Below are 16,720 nucleotides of genomic sequence, written 5' to 3'. Positions count from 1 at the left end.
AGTGCATATTACTTGAACCGATTTTCTCAACGAGGAGGGGGTTGGCAATGAGCATGCAAATCACGATCGCGCCACGACGCGCATTCGCATCGAAAGAGCTGTGGGAAATGCATACGCTGCGCGCGAAGGTGTTCCGCGGGCGGCTGGGATGGGAAGTGCCGGTGCTGTCCGGCATGGAGATCGATGGCTACGACGCGCTCGAGCCGCGCTATATGCTCATGCGCGACGGCGAGACGCTGCGCGGCTGCTGGCGCCTGCTGCCAACCGAGGGACCGTATATGCTCAAGGATTCCTTCCCCCAGCTACTCGACGGCCAGGAGGCGCCGAGCGACCCGCATATCTGGGAGCTGTCGCGCTTCGCGATCGAGACCGAAGGGGCCGGCAGCTACGGTTTCTCGGAGATGACGATGGAGTCGATCGCGGCCATCATCGGCCACGCCCATGAGCGCGGCCTGTCGCGCTACGTCACCGTCACCACCACCGCGATCGAGCGCATGCTGCGCCGGGCCGGCGTGGTCACCACCCGCATCGGGGCGCCGCAGGCGGTCGGGATCGAGACCGCAATCGCCCTCTATGTGGAAATCGAGCCGACCTGGGAAGCGCTGTTCGCCAGGCGGCTCGCGTCCTGACCCGGGTAAGGAATTACACGGGGTGCGCGCCCAGTTGCCGCAGCAGGAAGGTGTAGGTCAGCGCCACCATCCGCGCGGTCTGGGCGTTGTCGGCGGCGCCGGCATGGCCGCCCTCGGTGTTTTCCCAGTACAGCACGTCGTGTCCCTGGTCCAGCATGCGCGCCGCCATCTTGCGCGCATGCGCGGGATGGACGCGGTCGTCGCGGGTCGAGGTGGTGAACAGCACGCGCGGGTAGCGCTCGCCGGGCCGGACGTTGTGGTACGGCGAGTAGCGGGCCAGGTAAGACCAGTCGTCGGCATCGTCCGGGTCGCCGTATTCGCCCATCCACGAGGCGCCGGCCAGCAGCAGGTGGTAGCGCCGCATGTCCAGCAGCGGCACCTGGCACACCACGGCGCCGAACAGGTCGGGACGCTGGGTCAGCGCCGCGCCGACCAGCAGGCCGCCATTGCTGCCGCCCATGATGCCCAGCTGTTGCGGCGTGGTGACGCCGCGCGCAATCAGGTCCTGGCCGACGGCGATGAAGTCATCGAATGCGCGCTGGCGGTGCTGGCGCAGGGCCGCCTGGTGCCAGCGCGGGCCGAACTCGCCGCCGCCGCGGATATTGGCCAGCACATAGGTGCCGCCTTGTTCGAGCCAGGCGGCGCCGGTCATGCCGCTGTAGAAGGGTTTGAGCGACACCTCGAAGCCGCCGTAGCCGTACAGCAGGGTCGGATTGGATGCGCCATTTTTGACGCCGCGACGGGTGACGACGAAGTAGGGCACGAGCGTGCCGTCGCCGGAGGTCGCCGTGTGCTGGCTCACGTCGTAGGGTTCGGCCTCGAAGTAGGCCGGCATTGCCTTGAGCGGCTCGCGATCGTCGCGGCCGGCATGCATCAGGTACAGCGTGGTCGGATGCAGGAAATCGGTCACGGTCAGGAAGTAGTCGTCCGAGTGGTCCGAGTCCAGGGCAGATACGCCCAGCGAACCGATGCCGGGCACGGCGACCTCGCGCCGGACCCATCCCCCATCCTCATGGCGCAATTCGACGATGCGGTTCTTGACGTTGTCGAGCACCGTCAGCAGCAGGCGGCTGTTGGTGGCCGCCACGCCGTCCAGCGAGGTCGATGGGGTCGTCGCGAACAGCACCTCGAAGGCGCGGCTGCCCGCCACGAAGGCGTCGAAGCCGGTCGCGAGCAGGGCGCCCTGGGGATAGGTCACGCCGTCGACCGTCCAGTCCGAGCGCAGCTCGATCACGAGCTGGTCGCGCAGGGCGAAGGCGCTGGCGTCGACCGGCTTGTCGATCCTGAGCAACCCGTCGCCGCGGCGCCAGAACAGTTCACTGGTATAGAAATCGATCTGGCGCAGCACGAAGGCGCGTTCCCAGCCGGGGCTGTTGTCCTGATAGCCGGACGCCGCCATGTCGCCCGGCGCCGCCTCGTACACGGTGGTGGCCGCCGCCAGCGGCGTGCCGCGCTTCCACTCCTTGACGATGCGCGGATAGCCCGATTCGCTCAGGCTGCCGGGGCCGAAGTCGGTGCCGACGAACAGGGTGTCGCGGTCGATCCACGATACGTCGCTCTTCGCTTCCGGCAGCGTGAAGCCGTCGGCCACGAAGCCCGGCAGCGCCAGGTCGAATTCGCGCACCACCTTGGCGTCGCCGCCGCCACGCGACAGCAGTATCAAACAGCGCAGGCAGCGCGTGGCATCGGGCTCGAGCCAGGAGACGCCGGCCCAGACCCAGTTTTCATTCTCCGCGCGCGCCAGCGCATCGAGGTCGAGCACCGTCTCCCAGTTCGGCGCCGGCTTGCGGTACTCGGCCAGTGTGGTGCGGCGCCAGATGCCGCGCACGTGGCTCGCGTCGCGCCAGAAGTTGTAGCACCAGCCGCCATGCACGCCGACGTAGGGAATCTTGTCGCTCGAATCGAGGATGCCCTTCAGGCGTTCGCGCAGCGGCGCGAAGCGCGGATCGGCTTCCAGTTCGGTTTCGGTGGCCGCGTTGCGCGCGGCGACCCAGGCGCGGGATTCTGCGGTGTCGATCTGTTCCAGCCACAGCCAGGGATCGTCGTGGTGTTGCATGCTGTCCTCATCAGTATCACGCCGGCGCGGCGCGCCGATATACTAGCAATTTTGTGTAGCGGCCACCGTCCGCCAGGGAAAGCATGAAGCGCTTGAGCATGCCAGGAATTGACGCCATCGAAGCCGCTTGCGCGCGCCTGGGCCGGCCCTTCGTGCTGTGGGGCGGCGGCATCGCGCTGTCGCTGGCGATCGGCCTGCTGCTGCACGCGGTGGCCGGCGCCGCCATCGAGGACGCGGCCAAGGGCCGCTTCGAACACGCGGCGCAGGCGGCGCGCGAACGGATCGACGCTGCGCTTGCCTCGTATGGCAGCGCGGCGCGTTCCCTGGCCGCGCTGCATGCGGCCGGCGGCGGCGACACCGTGCCCGACCGTGCGTCTTTCCACCGCTACGTCGCCGCGCTCGACCTGCCGTCCAACTTCCCGGCGATCGAGGGCGTGAGCTATGCCGCCCACGTGCGCGAAGACGAGCGCGAAACCTTCATCGCCGCCATGCGCGCCGACCGCAGCGTCGATGCGCGCGGCTACCCCGACTTCACGATCTTCCCGGCCGGCCGCCGTCCCTGGTACGAGGTGATCGCCTACCAGTTCCCGATCGACCAGCCGAGCCGCCGGCTCGGCTTCGACATGGCCGCCAGGCCGGTCGTCGCCCGCGCCCTGGAGCAGGCGCGCGACAGCGGCGGCATGAGCGCCTCCGGCCAGCCGGTATTCCTGCGCGAGCCCAAGCCCCATTACGCGCTCGGGATGCGCGTGCCGGTCTATCGCGGCGGCGTGACGCCGCTGGGCGTCGAGGCGCGCCGCGCCGCCTATCTCGGCTCGTTCGGGATCGCCTTCTCGGTGCCGGACCTGGTGGAAAACGCACTGGCCGCGCCTGGCGCCCAGCCGCTCGCGGTCAGCATCTATGGCGCGACCCAGCCGGGGGACCTCCTGCTGCACGGCCCGGACGTGCGGCGCACGCCGCCGGCGCCCGGGGAGCACTTCGCCCTGGCGCTGGACGTGAACTTCGCCGGCAGCCGGTGGCTGGCGCATTTCTCGGCGCCCCGGGCCGCCATGCTGGCCGGGCTCGATCCCTGGCTGCCGATGGCGGGGCTGGCCTTCGGCTTTGCCGCGACCCTGCTGGTGTATGGCCTGTTCCTGGCCCAGTACCGCTCGCGGCGCGCCGCCGACGAGCAGCGCCTGCTGCTCGACACGGTGCTGGACAACCTGGACGCCGAGGTCTACCTGAAGGATGGGTTGCGCCGCATCCGCTACCTCAATGCCAAGGGCGCCACGAGCCTCGGGCGACCGGCGGCGGAGCTGATCGGCCGGCGCGACGTCGAGGCCATGGGCCGCGCCCTGGCCGATGCCGCCTGGGAGCTCGATCGCGCGGTGTTGCACGACGGCCGCCGCAGCAGCGCCCAGGTGGCGCAGTCGGCGCCGGGCGGCGCGCCGCGCCAGTTGTGGACGGTGCGGGTGCCGATGCAGGTCGACGAGGAAGCGGCCGTGCTGTGCGTGGCGACCGACGTCACCGAGCTGCACCGCCTGAAGGCACGCGCCGACGCCGCCAGCAAGGCCAAGAGCGACTTCCTGTCGAATATGAGCCACGAGATCCGCACCCCGATGAACAGCATCATCGGCATGACCCACCTGGCGCTGCAGGCCGCACCCGACGCGCGCCAGCGCGACTACCTCGAGAAGATCTACCACTCGGGCCAGCACCTGCTGGGCATCATCAACGACATCCTCGATTTCTCCAAGATCGAGGCCGGCATGCTGGAACTGTCGCGGGTGTGCTTCATGCTCGACGCCCTGATGCGCAACGTCGAGGCGCAGTTGGGCACGGCGGCGGTGGCCAAGGGCCTGGGCTTCGACATCGAGATCGATCCGGTCCTGATGCGGCCCCTGTGCGGCGACTCGCTGCGGCTGGAACAGGTGCTGCTCAATTTCGCCGGCAATGCCGTCAAATTCTCCGAGCGCGGCCGGATCACGCTGCGTGCGCGCCTGGCGCGCGCCTTCGGTCCCGAAGTGCTGGTGCGCTTCGAGGTTCAAGACCGCGGCATCGGCATCGAGGCGGCCGCGCAGCCCCACCTGTTCACGCCGTTCCAGCAGGCCGACCAGTCGGCCACGCGGCGCCACGGCGGCACCGGCCTGGGCCTGGCCATCAGCCGCCAGCTGGCCGAGCTGATGGGCGGCGAGGTCGGGGTGGTCAGCACGCTGGGCGAGGGCAGCACCTTCTGGTTCACGGCGCGCCTGGCCCTGGACGATGCCGGCGGCGGGCGTTCGGGAGGCATGCTCGGCGCGGGCCTCGGCGCCGCGCCGGCCCCGGCCCAGGCGCGCCTGGACGACTGCGCGGTGCTGCTGGTCGAGGACAATGCCTTCAACCAGCAGGTTGCGCGCGAGTTGCTGGAACAGTCCGGCGCCGCGGTCGAGGTAGCCAACAACGGCCAGGAAGCGCTGGCGGCGATGGCGGATAAACGTTTCGACTGCGTGCTGATGGACGTGCAGATGCCGGTCATGGACGGGCTGGAAGCGACCCGCCGCATCCGCCGCGATCCGGCCTTGCGCGACACCTTGGTGGTGGCGATGACGGCCAATGCCGGCGTCGACGACCGCGCGCGCTGCCTGGCCGCCGGCATGAACGAATTCCTGACCAAGCCGGTGGTGCCGGAACTGCTGGCCGCCACCATCGCGCGCTGCCTGGGCCGGACCACGGCCCCGGTGGCCGACATCGCGATGGCGGGGCCCGGGCAGCGGGCGCCGGGATCCGCCGCCGCGGAAGGCCAGGGCGGGCAGGGTGGGCAGGCAGAGGTGCTCGACCTGGCCAGCCTGGCCAGCACGGCCGGCGGCGACACCGAGCGGATGCGTAAATATGTCTTCCTGTTCCTAGATACCGCACGCGACAACCTGGCGGGGATCGACAGCGCCCTGGCCGGCGGCGACCTGACCCATACCGCGAGCCTGGCGCATCAACTGAAGTCGGCCGCGCGCGCGATCGGCGCCGTCAGCTTCGGCGCCATCTGCGAAGACCTCGAGGCGCAACCGAAGCGGGCGCCGCGCCTGGGCGCGGCCGGCACCGCCCAGGCCCGGGCGCTGGCGGCGCGCCTGCGCGCACTATTGATCCGGATCGAACGCGAAGTGTCGACCCAATTCGGCAGCAGGGACGGCGAGATGCGCTGAGCGCAGGAGCATCCTGCCGCCCTACCGCGGGCGGCCCAAACACGGTATGCTGTGGACCCGAACGTTCGAGCTTCACGCATGCCTTCCCCCATCACTCCCGGCCTCCTGATCCTCCATGGCAACCAGATGGAGCTGCTGCGCAGCGCCGTGTTCGACTGGCTGCGCAACCGTCCGCTGGGCCCCCTGGAAGAAGAGATCTTCCTGGTGCAGTCCAACGGCGTGGCCGAATGGCTCAAGATCGCGCTGGCCGAGGAGAACGGCGTGTGCGCCGCCACCAAGGTGGCGCTGCCGGCGCGCTTCATGTGGGAAGCCTATCGCGGCATGCTGGGCCGCGAGCGGGTGCCCAGCCGCGCGCCGTTCGACAAGGATCCGCTCACCTGGCGCCTGATGCGCCTGTTGCCCACCTTGCTGCAAGAGGATGGCTACGAGCCGCTGGCGCGTTTCCTGGCCGATGGCGATGCCGAGCGCCGCCTGCAGCTGGCCGAACGGGTGGCCGACCTGTACGACCAGTACCAGGTCTACCGCGCCGACTGGCTGGACGACTGGGCCGCGGGCCGCGACCAGCTGCGCCGCGCCGCCGGCGACCCAGTGCCGCTGGCGCCGGACCAGCGCTGGCAAGCCTGCCTGTGGCGCGCCGTGCACGCCAGCCTGGACGAGTCGCAGCGCGATAGCGGTCGCGCCACCATTCATCAGCAATTCCTTGCCGCGATCGAGGCCGGCCAGGCGCCTGCCGGCCGCCTGCCGCGCCGGGTAGTGCTGTTCGGGATGTCGACCCTGCCTTACCAGACCCTGCAGGCGATCGCCGCGCTCGCGCGCCACACGCAAGTGCTGTTCGCGGTGCCGAACCCGTGCCGCTTCTATTGGGGCGACATCATCGACGGCCGCGACCTGCTCAAGGCCGCGCGCCGCCGCCAGCCGCAGCGCAACGGCGTCGACCTGGGCGCCATCCCGATCGAGGAACTGCACGCGCACAGCCACCCGCTGCTGGCGAGCTGGGGGCGCCAGGGCCGCGACTTCGTGCGCATGCTGGACGAATTCGACAACCAGGATCGGGGCGAAGATACGGATGCGCCGCTGCGGGTCGACCTGTTCGCCGACGAGGATGGCGCGACCCTGCTGGGCCAAGTCCAGGCCGCGGTGCGTGACCTGCTGCCGCTGTCCGAACATCCGCGAGTGCCGCCGGCGCCGGGCGAGCGCTCGATCGAATTCCACGTCACCCACAGCGTGCAGCGCGAGGTCGAAGTCCTGCACGACCAATTGCTGTCGTGGTTCGAGCAAGACCCGAGCCTGCGGCCGCGCGACGTGGTGGTGATGGTGCCCGACATCGACGCCTTCTCGCCGGCGATCCACGCCGTGTTCGACCAGCATCGCCAGCGCGACTTGCGCCGCATCCCGTTCGAGATCGGCGATATGCGCGACCGCAGCGTCAATCCGCTGCTGGTGTCGCTCGAATGGCTGTTGCGCCTTCCGCAGCAGCGCTGCCGTCAGAGCGAGGTGCGCGACCTGCTGGACGTGCCGGCCGTGGCGCGCCGCTTCGGCCTGGGCGACGACGACCTGGCCACCCTCGGCCGCTGGATCGAAGGCGCCGGCGTGCGCTGGGGCCTCGACCATGAACACCGCGCAGGCCTGGGCCTGGGCATGGCCGGCGAACAGAATGCCTGGATCTTCGGCGTGCGGCGAATGCTGCTCGGCTACGCCAGCGGCGCCGGCGCCAGCTTCGCCGACATCGAGCCCTATGCAGAAGTCGGCGGGCTGGATGCGGCGCTGGCCGGCGCGCTGGCGCAGCTGGTCGATTGCCTGCTCACGTGGCGCGCCCGGCTCGACACGCCGCGCACGCCGGCGGCGTGGGGCGAGGCGGCGCGTGAGATGCTGTCATGCTTCTACGCCGCCAGCGACGAAGCCGACCGCCTCACCCTGCAAAGCCTGAACGAAGGCTTGCAGTGCTGGCTCGAGACCTGCGACTCCGCCGGCTTCGATGAACCGGTGCCGCTGGCGGTGCTGCGCGAAGCCTGGATGAGCGAGCTTGACCAGCCGACCCTGAACCACCAGTTCGTCTCGGGCGGCGTAACGTTCTGCACCCTGATGCCGATGCGCGCGGTGCCGTTCCGCGTGGTGTGCCTGCTGGGCATGAACGACGGCGACTTCCCGCGCCGCGCGCGCCAGGCCGATTTCGACCTGCTGGCGCTGCCGGGCATGGCGCGCCCCGGCGACCGTTCGCGCCGCGACGACGACCGCTACCTGATGCTCGAAGCCCTGCTGGCGGCGCGCGACAAGTTCTATGTGAGCTGGGTGGGCCGCAATGTGCGCGACAACAGCGAGCAGCCGCCATCGGTGCTGGTGTCGCAGCTGCGCGACTATCTGAAAGAGGGCTGGGACCTGGACTTGCATGCGCTGACGACCGAACACGCGCTGCAGCCTTTCAGCCGCGTCTATTTCCAGCAGGGCGGCTTGCTGACCTATGCCGGCGAATGGCGCCTGGCCCACGGCGCCGAGCGGCTGGAAGCGGGCGACGCCTTGCCGGCCTACGAGCTGGAGTCCGACTTCGTGCTCAAGCTGGGCGAGCTGGCCAGCTTCTTGCGCCAGCCCGCGCGCTACTTCTTCCGCCGCCGCCTGGGCGTGGTATTCGCCGACGCTGCCCAGGTCGGAGAAGACGAGGAACCGTTCGCGCTCGACGCGCTCGAGCGCTACCAGATCGAGGACCACCTGCTCGACGACAGCGGCGAGCCCGAGGAGCTGCACGAGGTGCGCGCCACGCTGGCCACGCGCGCCGGGCGGCTGGCGCGAGAGGGCGTGCTGCCGATCGGGCTGATGGGCCGCATGTGGCAGGAGCAGCTGGTCGAGAGCCTGGCGCCGGTGCGCACCGAGTGGCTGCGCCTGGGTGCGCGCTTTCCCGAGACGGCGCCCAAGCAGGCGCTCAGCCTGGAACTGCACGGCATCCCGCTCGACGACTGGATCGACCGCCTCAGGAGCAAGAACAGCAATGGCGAACACACCGCCTGGCTGATGCAGCTGTCCTCGAAGGTGCTGGACCGCAACGGGCGCCCACGTGGCGACAAGCTGATCGCGCCGTGGCTGCGCCAGTTGGGCAGCGCCGCGGCCGGCCATCCGGTGGCCGGCTACCTGGTCGCGCGCGACGCGGTGCTCGAGATGGCGCCGCTGGCCGAGGAGGAGTCGCTGCAGATCCTGGGCGACCTGGTGCGCCTGTGGCGCGCCAACCTGAACGCCCCGCTGCCGGTGGCCTGCCGCACCGCGCTGGCGCAGCTGGCAGACGGCGACCCGCGCGCCACCTATGACGGCGGCTTCGAGCTCAGTGGAGAAGTGGACGACCTGTGCCTGGCGCGCTTGTGGCCCGATTTTGAGGCGCTGCGCGCCGCCGGCGGCTGGCCCGACCTGGCCGAAGAATTGTATGGACCGCTGGCGCGCTGGATGGATGGCGCCGTCACGATCAAGGAGTTGTCCGCATGAGCAGCAAACTCGAAGCGATCCGGTTCCCGCTGCACGGTTCGCGCCTGATCGAGGCGTCGGCCGGCACCGGCAAGACCTGGACCATCGCCGCCCTCTACGTGCGCCTGGTGCTGGGCCATGGCGGCCAAGACGCCTTCGTGCGGCCGTTATTGCCGTCTGAAATCCTGGTGATGACCTTCACCCGGGCCGCCACGCGCGAGCTGTCCAATCGCGTGCGCGAACGGTTGGTGCAGGCGGCGGCCTATTTTCGTGGCGAGCTTGACGCCGACGATCCTTATCTCGACGAGCTGGCCGAGTCCTATGCGCCGGGCAGCGAGCGCAGCGTCGCCGCCCACCGCCTGATGCTGGCCGCCGAGACGATGGACGAGGCGGCGATCTTCACCATCGACGCCTGGTGCCAGCGCATGCTGCGCGAGCACGCCTTCGACAGCGGCAGCCTGTTCGACGAAGAACTGGTGAGCGACGAGCGCATGCTGTTCGAGGACGCCGCCCACGATTACTGGCGCCAGCACGTTTATCCGCTCAATGCGCAGAACCTGGCTGTCGTGCTGGATACCTGGAGCGACGTCGAGGCGCTCAAGGCCAGCGTGCGCGAGCTGGTGCACCGCGGGCCGCTCTTGGGCGAGGTGGAGCGCGCGCCGCTGGGCCAGCTGGTGACGCGCCTGGCCCAGGTCCAGCGCGACGAGCTGGCACGCCTGAAGCACGGCTGGATCGAGCGCGCCGACGCCATGGAGCGCTGGATCGCCGGCCACCGCGAACGCGCGCCCAAATGCTTCAACGGCAACAAGATGCGCGCCGATTCGCTGGTCAAGTGGTTCGAGGCGCTGCGCGCCTGGGCCGCGGACCCGGCGCGGCATATGCCCGACCTGAGCGACACCGCCTGGCGGCGCCTGACCCCGGACGGCATCGTGGACGCCTTCAGCAAGGACTTCAGCGCCGACGTCCCGGCCTGCTTCGACGGCACCGCCGCGCTGCAACAGGCGCTGGCGGCGATCGATCCGATCGCCCATGCGCTGCTGCGCCATGGGGCCGGCCACATCGGCGCGCGCATGCAGGAACTCAAGCGCCGCAACCGCCAGTTCGGCTTTGCCGACATGCTCGAGCGCCTCAAGCTGGCGCTGGAAGGCGAAAACGGCGCGGCGCTGCGCGAACGCATCGTGGGTCAGTATCCGGTGGCCATGGTCGACGAATTCCAGGACACCTCGCCCGACCAGTACCGCATCTTCGACCAGTTGTACCGGGTAGGCGACAACGATCCGCAGCAAGGGCTGTTCCTGATCGGCGACCCCAAGCAGTCGATCTATGGCTTTCGTGGCGCCGACATCCACAGCTACCTGTCCGCGCGGCGCGCCACCAGCGGCCGTCACTACCAGCTCGACACCAATTACCGTTCGACGGCGGCGCTGGTGGGGGCGGTCAATGCACTGTTCCTGCACGCCGAGGGCGGCGACGGTCGGCCCGGCCATGCGGCGGCGGCCTTTCGCTTCCGGCGCGGCCACGACAATCCCTTGCCGTTCGACGCGGTCCGGGCGCGCGGCCACAGCAAGCGCCTGATCGGAATCGGAGGAGATGCGGACGGCGACGGCGAAATCGAGGCGCTGGCCGTGTGCACCACCGGCCGCGACGACCTCAATGCCGAGGACTATCGCAGCTTCTTCGCCCACCACTGCGCCGAGCACATCGTGCGCCTGCTGAACGACGAGCGGGTCGGATTCCAGGATGAGGAAGACGGCAGTTTCCGTCGGTTGATGCCGGCCGATATCGCGATCCTGGTGCGCGACCGGCGCGAGGCTGCCGCGGTGCGCCAGGCGCTGGTGCGGCGCAAGGTGGCCAGCGTCTACCTGTCCGACAAGGATTCGGTCGTCGAGAGCGAGGAGGCGGCCGACGTGCTGCGCTGGCTGTACGCGGTCGCCAATCCGCTGGACGGCGCCTTGGCGCGCGCCGCCTTCGCCACCCGCACCGCGGGGCTGCCGATGGGCGAACTGGCCCGGCTGTCGAGCGACGAGCTGGCGTGGGAGCGGCGGGTAGAGCAACTGAAAACCCTGCACGGCGCCTGGCAGCGCCGCGGCGTGCTGGCCATGCTGCGCACCTTCATCCACGAACTCGAGTTGCCGGCGCGCCTCTTGGCCGAAGCGGGCGGCGAACGGCGCCTGACCAATCTGCTGCACCTGGCCGAACTGCTGCAAGAGGCCAGCGCCCAGCTCGAGGGCGAGCAGGCCCTGATCCGCTGGTTCGCCGAGCAGATCGAGGGGCTGGGCGCCAGTGGCGACGAGCGCGTGCTGCGCCTGGAAAGCGACGCCGAGCTGGTCAAGGTGGTGACGGTGCACAAGTCGAAAGGCCTCGAGTATCCGCTGGTGTATCTGCCGTTCGCGGTGACCGCGCGCGCGACCAACCGCCGCAACCGCGCCTTCTTCGAATACGTGGACGACGAAGGCAGCCGCCACCTCGACCTGGCGCTGTCCGACGAAGCGCTGGAAGCGGTCGACCGCGCCCGCATCGAGGAAGACCTGCGCCTGCTGTACGTGGCCCTGACCCGGGCGCGCTACTTCCTGTGGCTGGGCGCGGCGGCGGTGGCCGGCACGCGCAAGGGCGAGAACCGGCTGCACGAATCGGCGCTCGGCTACCTGCTGGCCGGCGGCGCGCCGATCCCGGCCGACCGATTGCGCGACCATTTCGCCGCGGTCGCCGGCACTGGCGGCGGCATTGTCTTGAACGAGCTCGAGCCGGAAGAAGGCATCACCATGCTGGCGCGCCAGGATGTGCGTCCCGAACTGCTTGAGGCGCCGGTGTACCGCGCCGACTTCGAGAAGGACTGGTCGATCGGCTCGTTCACCTCATTGACCCGGCATGCGGTGGCACCGCCGCCGACGCCGATGCGGGCCCAGGAACAGACCTTGCTGGAAGAAGCGCCGCAGGTGCCGCAGCCGCCGCGCATCGAAGACGTCGCCTGGCACCGCTTCCCGCGCGGCTCGGTGCCGGGCAACTTCATGCACGAACAACTCGAATGGCTGGCGCGCGAGGGCTTCGACTGCCTCGACCAGCCCCATTGCGAGACGCGGCTGGTGCAGCGCATCGAGCGCGCCGGCTGGGGTAACCGGCTCGACGACGCGCTGACCTGGCTGCGCGCGATCGTCGACACGCCGCTGCCGCCGCTGGGCGCCGCGCTGCGCGATCTGCAGGGCGTGCTGCCCGAGATGGAATTCTGGTTCCCCAGCGAGCGCCTCGAACTGCCCGCGCTGGACCAGTTGTGCCGCACGCACCTGCTTAACGGTATCGAGCGGCCGGTCTTGCCCGAGCGCGAGCTGCACGGCATGCTCAAGGGCTTCGCCGACCTGGTGTTCGAGCACGAAGGGCGCTACTGGGTGCTCGACTACAAGACCAATGCGCTGGGGACGGGCGATGCCGCCTACAGCCAGGCGGCGATGGAGGCCGGCATGGCCGAACACCGCTACGAGATCCAGGGCAGCATCTACCTGCTGGCGCTGCACCGCCTGCTGCGCGCGCGCCTGGGCGAGGATTACGAGCCCGAATACCAGCTGGGCGGCGCGATCTTCATGTTCCTGCGCGGGATCGCCAATCCGGACACGCGCGGCTGCTGCGTGCTGGCGCCCGACCTGGAGCTGCTGGACGGACTCGAAAAATTGCTGGACAAGGAAAAGCATGGGCAAGACTGACTTCGATAGCGCAGCCTTGTGGCACGAGATCGGCACGCTGACCGAGGCGGGCGAGCTGCGCCGCCTGTCGAGCGCTTTCGCGCGCTTCATCGCCGAGTTGGGGGCTGCGCCGCCACCGCTGGTGCTGGCCGCGGCCATCCTGTCCGAGCTCGAAGGCCATGGCCACAGCTGCGTCCAGCTGACCGACCTGGCGACGAGCGCCGCGACCCTGCTGGGCTGGAGCGAGGAGCAATGGGTGCAGCTGGCGAGCGCCGCGGCGCCGCTGCCGCGGGGCGTGGCGGGCTGGAGGAAGCTCCTGGCCAGCTGTGAGCAGGTATGGGTGCGCGAGGAATTCGACTACGACCAGCCGCTGGTGCTGGACGGCGAGCGCCTGTACCTGCGCCGCTATTGGCGCGACGAGACGCAGGTCGCGCGCGCCGTGCGCGAACGCGCCGAGGCGACCCACCCGGTGGACACAAACCTGGTGCGCGCCTGGCTCGACAAGCTGTTCGTGGCGGCGCCGGGCGCCGCGCAGCCAGACTGGCAAAAGCTGGCCTGCGCCGTGGCCCTGCGCGGGTCGGTCGCGATCATCACGGGCGGCCCTGGCACCGGCAAGACCTATACGGTGGCGCGCCTGCTGGCGCTGCTGTTCGCGACCGCGCCGGATGCCGGGCGCCAGCGGGTGGCCCTGGCCGCGCCGACCGGCAAGGCGGCCGCGCGCCTGAAGCAGTCGATCGACAAGGCCCTTGGCGAACTGGCCGACCGCGTGGGCGCCGAGCTGCCGCTGCGCGACCTGACCGCGCGCATGGGCGCCGCGCGCACCCTGCACAGCCTCCTCGGGGCGCGGCCCGACACCCGCGCCTTTGCCCACCACCGCGGCAATCCGCTCGACGTCGATGTGTTGATCGTCGACGAAGCCTCGATGGTGCACCTGGAGATGATGGCCAGCCTGCTCGACGCGCTGCCGGCCGGCGCCACCCTGATCCTGCTGGGGGACAAGGACCAGCTGGCCTCGGTGGAGGCGGGCGCGGTGCTGGGCGACCTGTGCCACGACGCGCAGGCCGGCAACTACGACGCGGACACCATCGGCTATGTGGGGGCGGCCAGCGGCGAGACGATTCCCGCCGAGTACGCGGGCGAGGGCGGGCCGCTGGCCCAGCAGACCGTGATGCTGCGCCACAGCCGCCGCTTCGGCGGTCCGATCGGCCAGCTGGCGCTGGCCGTCAATGCCGGCGACATGGCGCGCGCCGGGGAAGTCCTGCGCTCCAGCCCGGAGGGCGTGCGCTGGATCGAGCACGCGCAACCGTCCCAGTTGCTGCAACTGGCGCATGCCGGCTACGCCCCTTACCTCGAATTGCTCAAGGGCGGCACGGCGGGCGACGAGGACTGGGTACGCCAGGTGCTGCAGAGCTTCGAGACCTTCCGCATCCTGTGCGCGGTGCGCGATGGCGAGTGGGGCGTGTCGGGCCTGAACGAGGCGATCGAGAAGCGCCTGGAGGCCGGCGGCCTGCTGCGCCGCGGCGCCGAATGGTATGCGGGCCGGCCGGTGATGGTGACCCGCAACGACTATTCGACCGGCGTGTTCAACGGCGACATCGGCGTGACCCTGGCCGACCCGGCGCGTCCTGGTGCGCAGCGGGTCTATTTTTTAGAAGGCGACAAGGTGCGCAGCGTGCTGGCCACGCGCCTGCGCAATGTGGAGACGGCGTTCGCGATGACGGTGCATAAATCGCAAGGCTCGGAGTTCCGCCACACGGTGCTGGCGCTGCCGCGCGAGAGCAACGCCATCCTGACGCGCGAGCTGGTCTACACCGGCATCACGCGCGCCAGCCGTGAATTTACGCTGGTGACCCCGAGCGCCGACGTGCTGCGCGAGGCGATCGCCAGCCGTACCCACCGCACCAGCGGCTTGCGCGAGCTGGTGGCCTAGGAGAACGCCATGCGCCTTGCCGCATCCTTGCTGTTGTTCTGCCTCGGATCGGTCGGAGCGCCGGTCGCGCCGGCGTCGTCGCGCGCGCCGCTCGATGGCGAGCGGATCGTATCCGCGACGGTCGTCCTGTATCCATCCGGGATCTATCCGCGCGCGCCGCTGACCGAGTCGGGGCTGGCGCGGCAAGGCTGCACTTTCACGACGACCGGGGATAGCGCCCGGCACGTGGCGCTGGCCGGCATCCTGAACCGGCGCCTGGCGGACGGTCCTGAGGGCGATGGCTTCCCGAACCACCTGCGCAATCTCGTCTACCTGCAGCTGCGCGACGGCAGCAGGCTGCGTTACACCTTTACCGATGAGTACGATGCGCAAGGCCGCGTGTATGGCTGGGTCGACAGCTACGCGGGCGACGGCCGGCCGCTGGTGGCCGGCCGGGAGCTGCTGTTCGACTTGCGTGACTGGGCCGCAAGTGTGCCCGACAGGAAGAACTTCAGGACGGAATGCATGGCGAAGACCGTCTGGCCGCCCGGGTCCCAGGTGGCGCCACCCCAATGACAAAGAGGCCTTGCGGCCTCTTTGTCATTGGGACGATGCAACCTTAGTCGCGGCGCTTGCGCGTCGCCTTGACCTTGGCCGAGGCGCGCTTCTTGGTCGCCTTGGCTTTCGAGCCCTTCGACTTGGCGCGGGCCTTGGCCTTAGAGCTGCCGGCGCTGGCCTTGATGCGCGGGCCACCCGCGGCGCGCGCCACCCTGGCCACCGGCTCGTCGCCCGTGATGAAGCGGCGGATGTTCAGCGCATCCATGACGCGCGCCGACGAGGCGTTAGCATTGAGCAGCACCAGCGTCGCCTTCTTGCCGGCGGCGGTGATGTTCATGATCAGGCAGCGGCCGGCTTCGTTGGTGAAGCCGGTCTTGGACAGGCCGACGTCCCAGCCCTTGGCGCCGACCAGACGGTTGGTATTGCGGTATTCGACGCCGCGGCCGTTGATGTCGATGATTTCGCGGGTCTCGGTCGTCATGCGCACGATTTCCGGATAGCGGGTCGAGGCCGACGCCATCTTGACCAGGTCGGCCGCGTTCGAGCGGTTGTGCGGCGACAGGCCGGTCGGCTCTTCGATCTCGGTCTGGCTCATGCCCAGCGCGCGGATCTTGCGGCGCACGGCGGCCTTGAAGCCCTCCTTGCCGCCCGGGAAGGTGCGGGCGAGGGCGGCGGCGGCGCGGTTATCCGACGACATCAGGGCCAGGTGCAGCACGTCGCGGCGCGCAATGCTGGCGCCGACCGGCACGCGCGAGCTGCTGAACTTGACGCGATCGACGTCTTCACGGTCGATCTCGATCATCTCGTCCATGTCGAGCTTGGCGTCGAGCACGACCATTGCCGTCATCAGCTTGGTGAGCGAGGCAATCGGCACGACCGCATCGGCATTTTTCTCAAGCAGGATCTTGCCGGTCTCGTCTTCCACGACGAGCACCGATTGCGAACCGAACGGCACGGCGAATGCCGCAGCCGAAAAGGTCATCAGGACCGTTGCGAACAGTTTCTTGATCATTATTTGTATGAAATCTGGGTTGAAGTTGAACGTCGGGGCGCCAGGCGGCGCAGGATCAACATCTATCTCTAGGGCAACTAGAGTAAGGACAATATCATCCATCCCAGCTGCATGTCTATGGCGCACAAGCAAATTCCCCTATGGGAAGCCATTTTTTGTCGGAAATGTGACGCAGGTAATGCGCAAGATTAACAACTCATGTCACATAGAAATGTCGAGTGACTAATTTGTGTGCATATCAAACAAAACAGCCCTGCGCAGGGCAGGGCTGTTCGGTATCAAGCCG

Annotated in this window: 8 protein-coding genes; 6 read left to right on the top strand and 2 right to left on the bottom strand. The window is 69.3% G+C overall.

The features are described 5' to 3' along the window. The first annotated feature begins 47 nt into the window (after window positions 1-47). A complete protein-coding gene (locus AC3A6F_RS18245; protein WP_487683178.1) occupies window positions 48-629 on the top strand; it encodes an acyl-homoserine-lactone synthase in 582 nt (193 codons plus the stop codon). 13 nt (window positions 630-642) lie between these two features. Here the strand turns inward: AC3A6F_RS18245 and AC3A6F_RS18240 are convergent, their stop codons facing one another. Then, a complete protein-coding gene (locus tag AC3A6F_RS18240) occupies window positions 643-2,724 on the bottom strand; it encodes a prolyl oligopeptidase family serine peptidase (protein WP_487683408.1) in 2,082 nt (693 codons plus the stop codon). Between the two features lie 44 nt (window positions 2,725-2,768). On the opposite strand from AC3A6F_RS18240, the gene AC3A6F_RS18235 reads away from it, so the two are divergent. The 5 genes from AC3A6F_RS18235 to AC3A6F_RS18215 all read left to right on the top strand — a co-directional run bounded on the left by AC3A6F_RS18235 (window position 2,769) and on the right by AC3A6F_RS18215 (window position 15,440). After that, window positions 2,769-5,837 carry a CHASE domain-containing protein gene (locus tag AC3A6F_RS18235; protein WP_487683176.1) on the top strand — a complete coding sequence of 1,023 codons (3,069 nt, stop codon included), beginning with the start codon at window positions 2,769-2,771 and terminating at the stop codon, window positions 5,835-5,837. A 78-nt stretch (window positions 5,838-5,915) separates the two neighbouring features. Then, window positions 5,916-9,302 carry an exodeoxyribonuclease V subunit gamma gene (gene recC / locus AC3A6F_RS18230; protein WP_487683174.1) on the top strand — a complete coding sequence of 1,129 codons (3,387 nt, stop codon included), beginning with the start codon at window positions 5,916-5,918 and terminating at the stop codon, window positions 9,300-9,302. Then, entirely contained in the window at window positions 9,299-12,976 is a 3,678-nt protein-coding gene (gene recB, locus AC3A6F_RS18225; protein WP_487683172.1) for an exodeoxyribonuclease V subunit beta, read from the top strand. Before recC ends, recB begins: the two co-directional genes overlap by 4 nt. After that, entirely contained in the window at window positions 12,963-14,885 is a 1,923-nt protein-coding gene (gene recD / locus AC3A6F_RS18220) for an exodeoxyribonuclease V subunit alpha (protein ID WP_487683170.1), read from the top strand. Before recB ends, recD begins: the two co-directional genes overlap by 14 nt. A gap of 9 nt (window positions 14,886-14,894) precedes the next feature. Beyond that, window positions 14,895-15,440 carry a hypothetical protein gene (locus tag AC3A6F_RS18215; RefSeq protein WP_487683168.1) on the top strand — a complete coding sequence of 182 codons (546 nt, stop codon included), beginning with the start codon at window positions 14,895-14,897 and terminating at the stop codon, window positions 15,438-15,440. Window positions 15,441-15,483: 43 nt separating this feature from the next. Here the strand turns inward: AC3A6F_RS18215 and AC3A6F_RS18210 are convergent, their stop codons facing one another. Further along, a complete protein-coding gene (locus tag AC3A6F_RS18210; protein ID WP_487683166.1) occupies window positions 15,484-16,434 on the bottom strand; it encodes a serine hydrolase in 951 nt (316 codons plus the stop codon). Window positions 16,435-16,720: the final 286 nt, after the last annotated feature.

It is taken from the genome of Massilia sp. Soil_C_3 (assembly GCF_057657035.1).
Note: the sequence above shows the minus strand (reverse complement) of the source record. Positions and strands in the feature narration are given on the sequence as shown.

What these genes read in the sequence shown, in the direction of transcription:
- AC3A6F_RS18245 (WP_487683178.1), top strand. Translation starts at nt 48, where the DNA reads ATGAGCATGCAAATCACGATCGCGCCACGACGCGCATTCGCATCGAAA.
- AC3A6F_RS18235 (WP_487683176.1), top strand. Translation starts at nt 2,769, where the DNA reads ATGAAGCGCTTGAGCATGCCAGGAATTGACGCCATCGAAGCCGCTTGC.
- recC (WP_487683174.1), top strand. Translation starts at nt 5,916, where the DNA reads ATGCCTTCCCCCATCACTCCCGGCCTCCTGATCCTCCATGGCAACCAG.
- recB (WP_487683172.1), top strand. Translation starts at nt 9,299, where the DNA reads ATGAGCAGCAAACTCGAAGCGATCCGGTTCCCGCTGCACGGTTCGCGC.
- recD (WP_487683170.1), top strand. Translation starts at nt 12,963, where the DNA reads ATGGGCAAGACTGACTTCGATAGCGCAGCCTTGTGGCACGAGATCGGC.
- AC3A6F_RS18215 (WP_487683168.1), top strand. Translation starts at nt 14,895, where the DNA reads ATGCGCCTTGCCGCATCCTTGCTGTTGTTCTGCCTCGGATCGGTCGGA.
- AC3A6F_RS18210 (WP_487683166.1), bottom strand. Translation starts at nt 16,434, where the DNA reads ATGATCAAGAAACTGTTCGCAACGGTCCTGATGACCTTTTCGGCTGCG.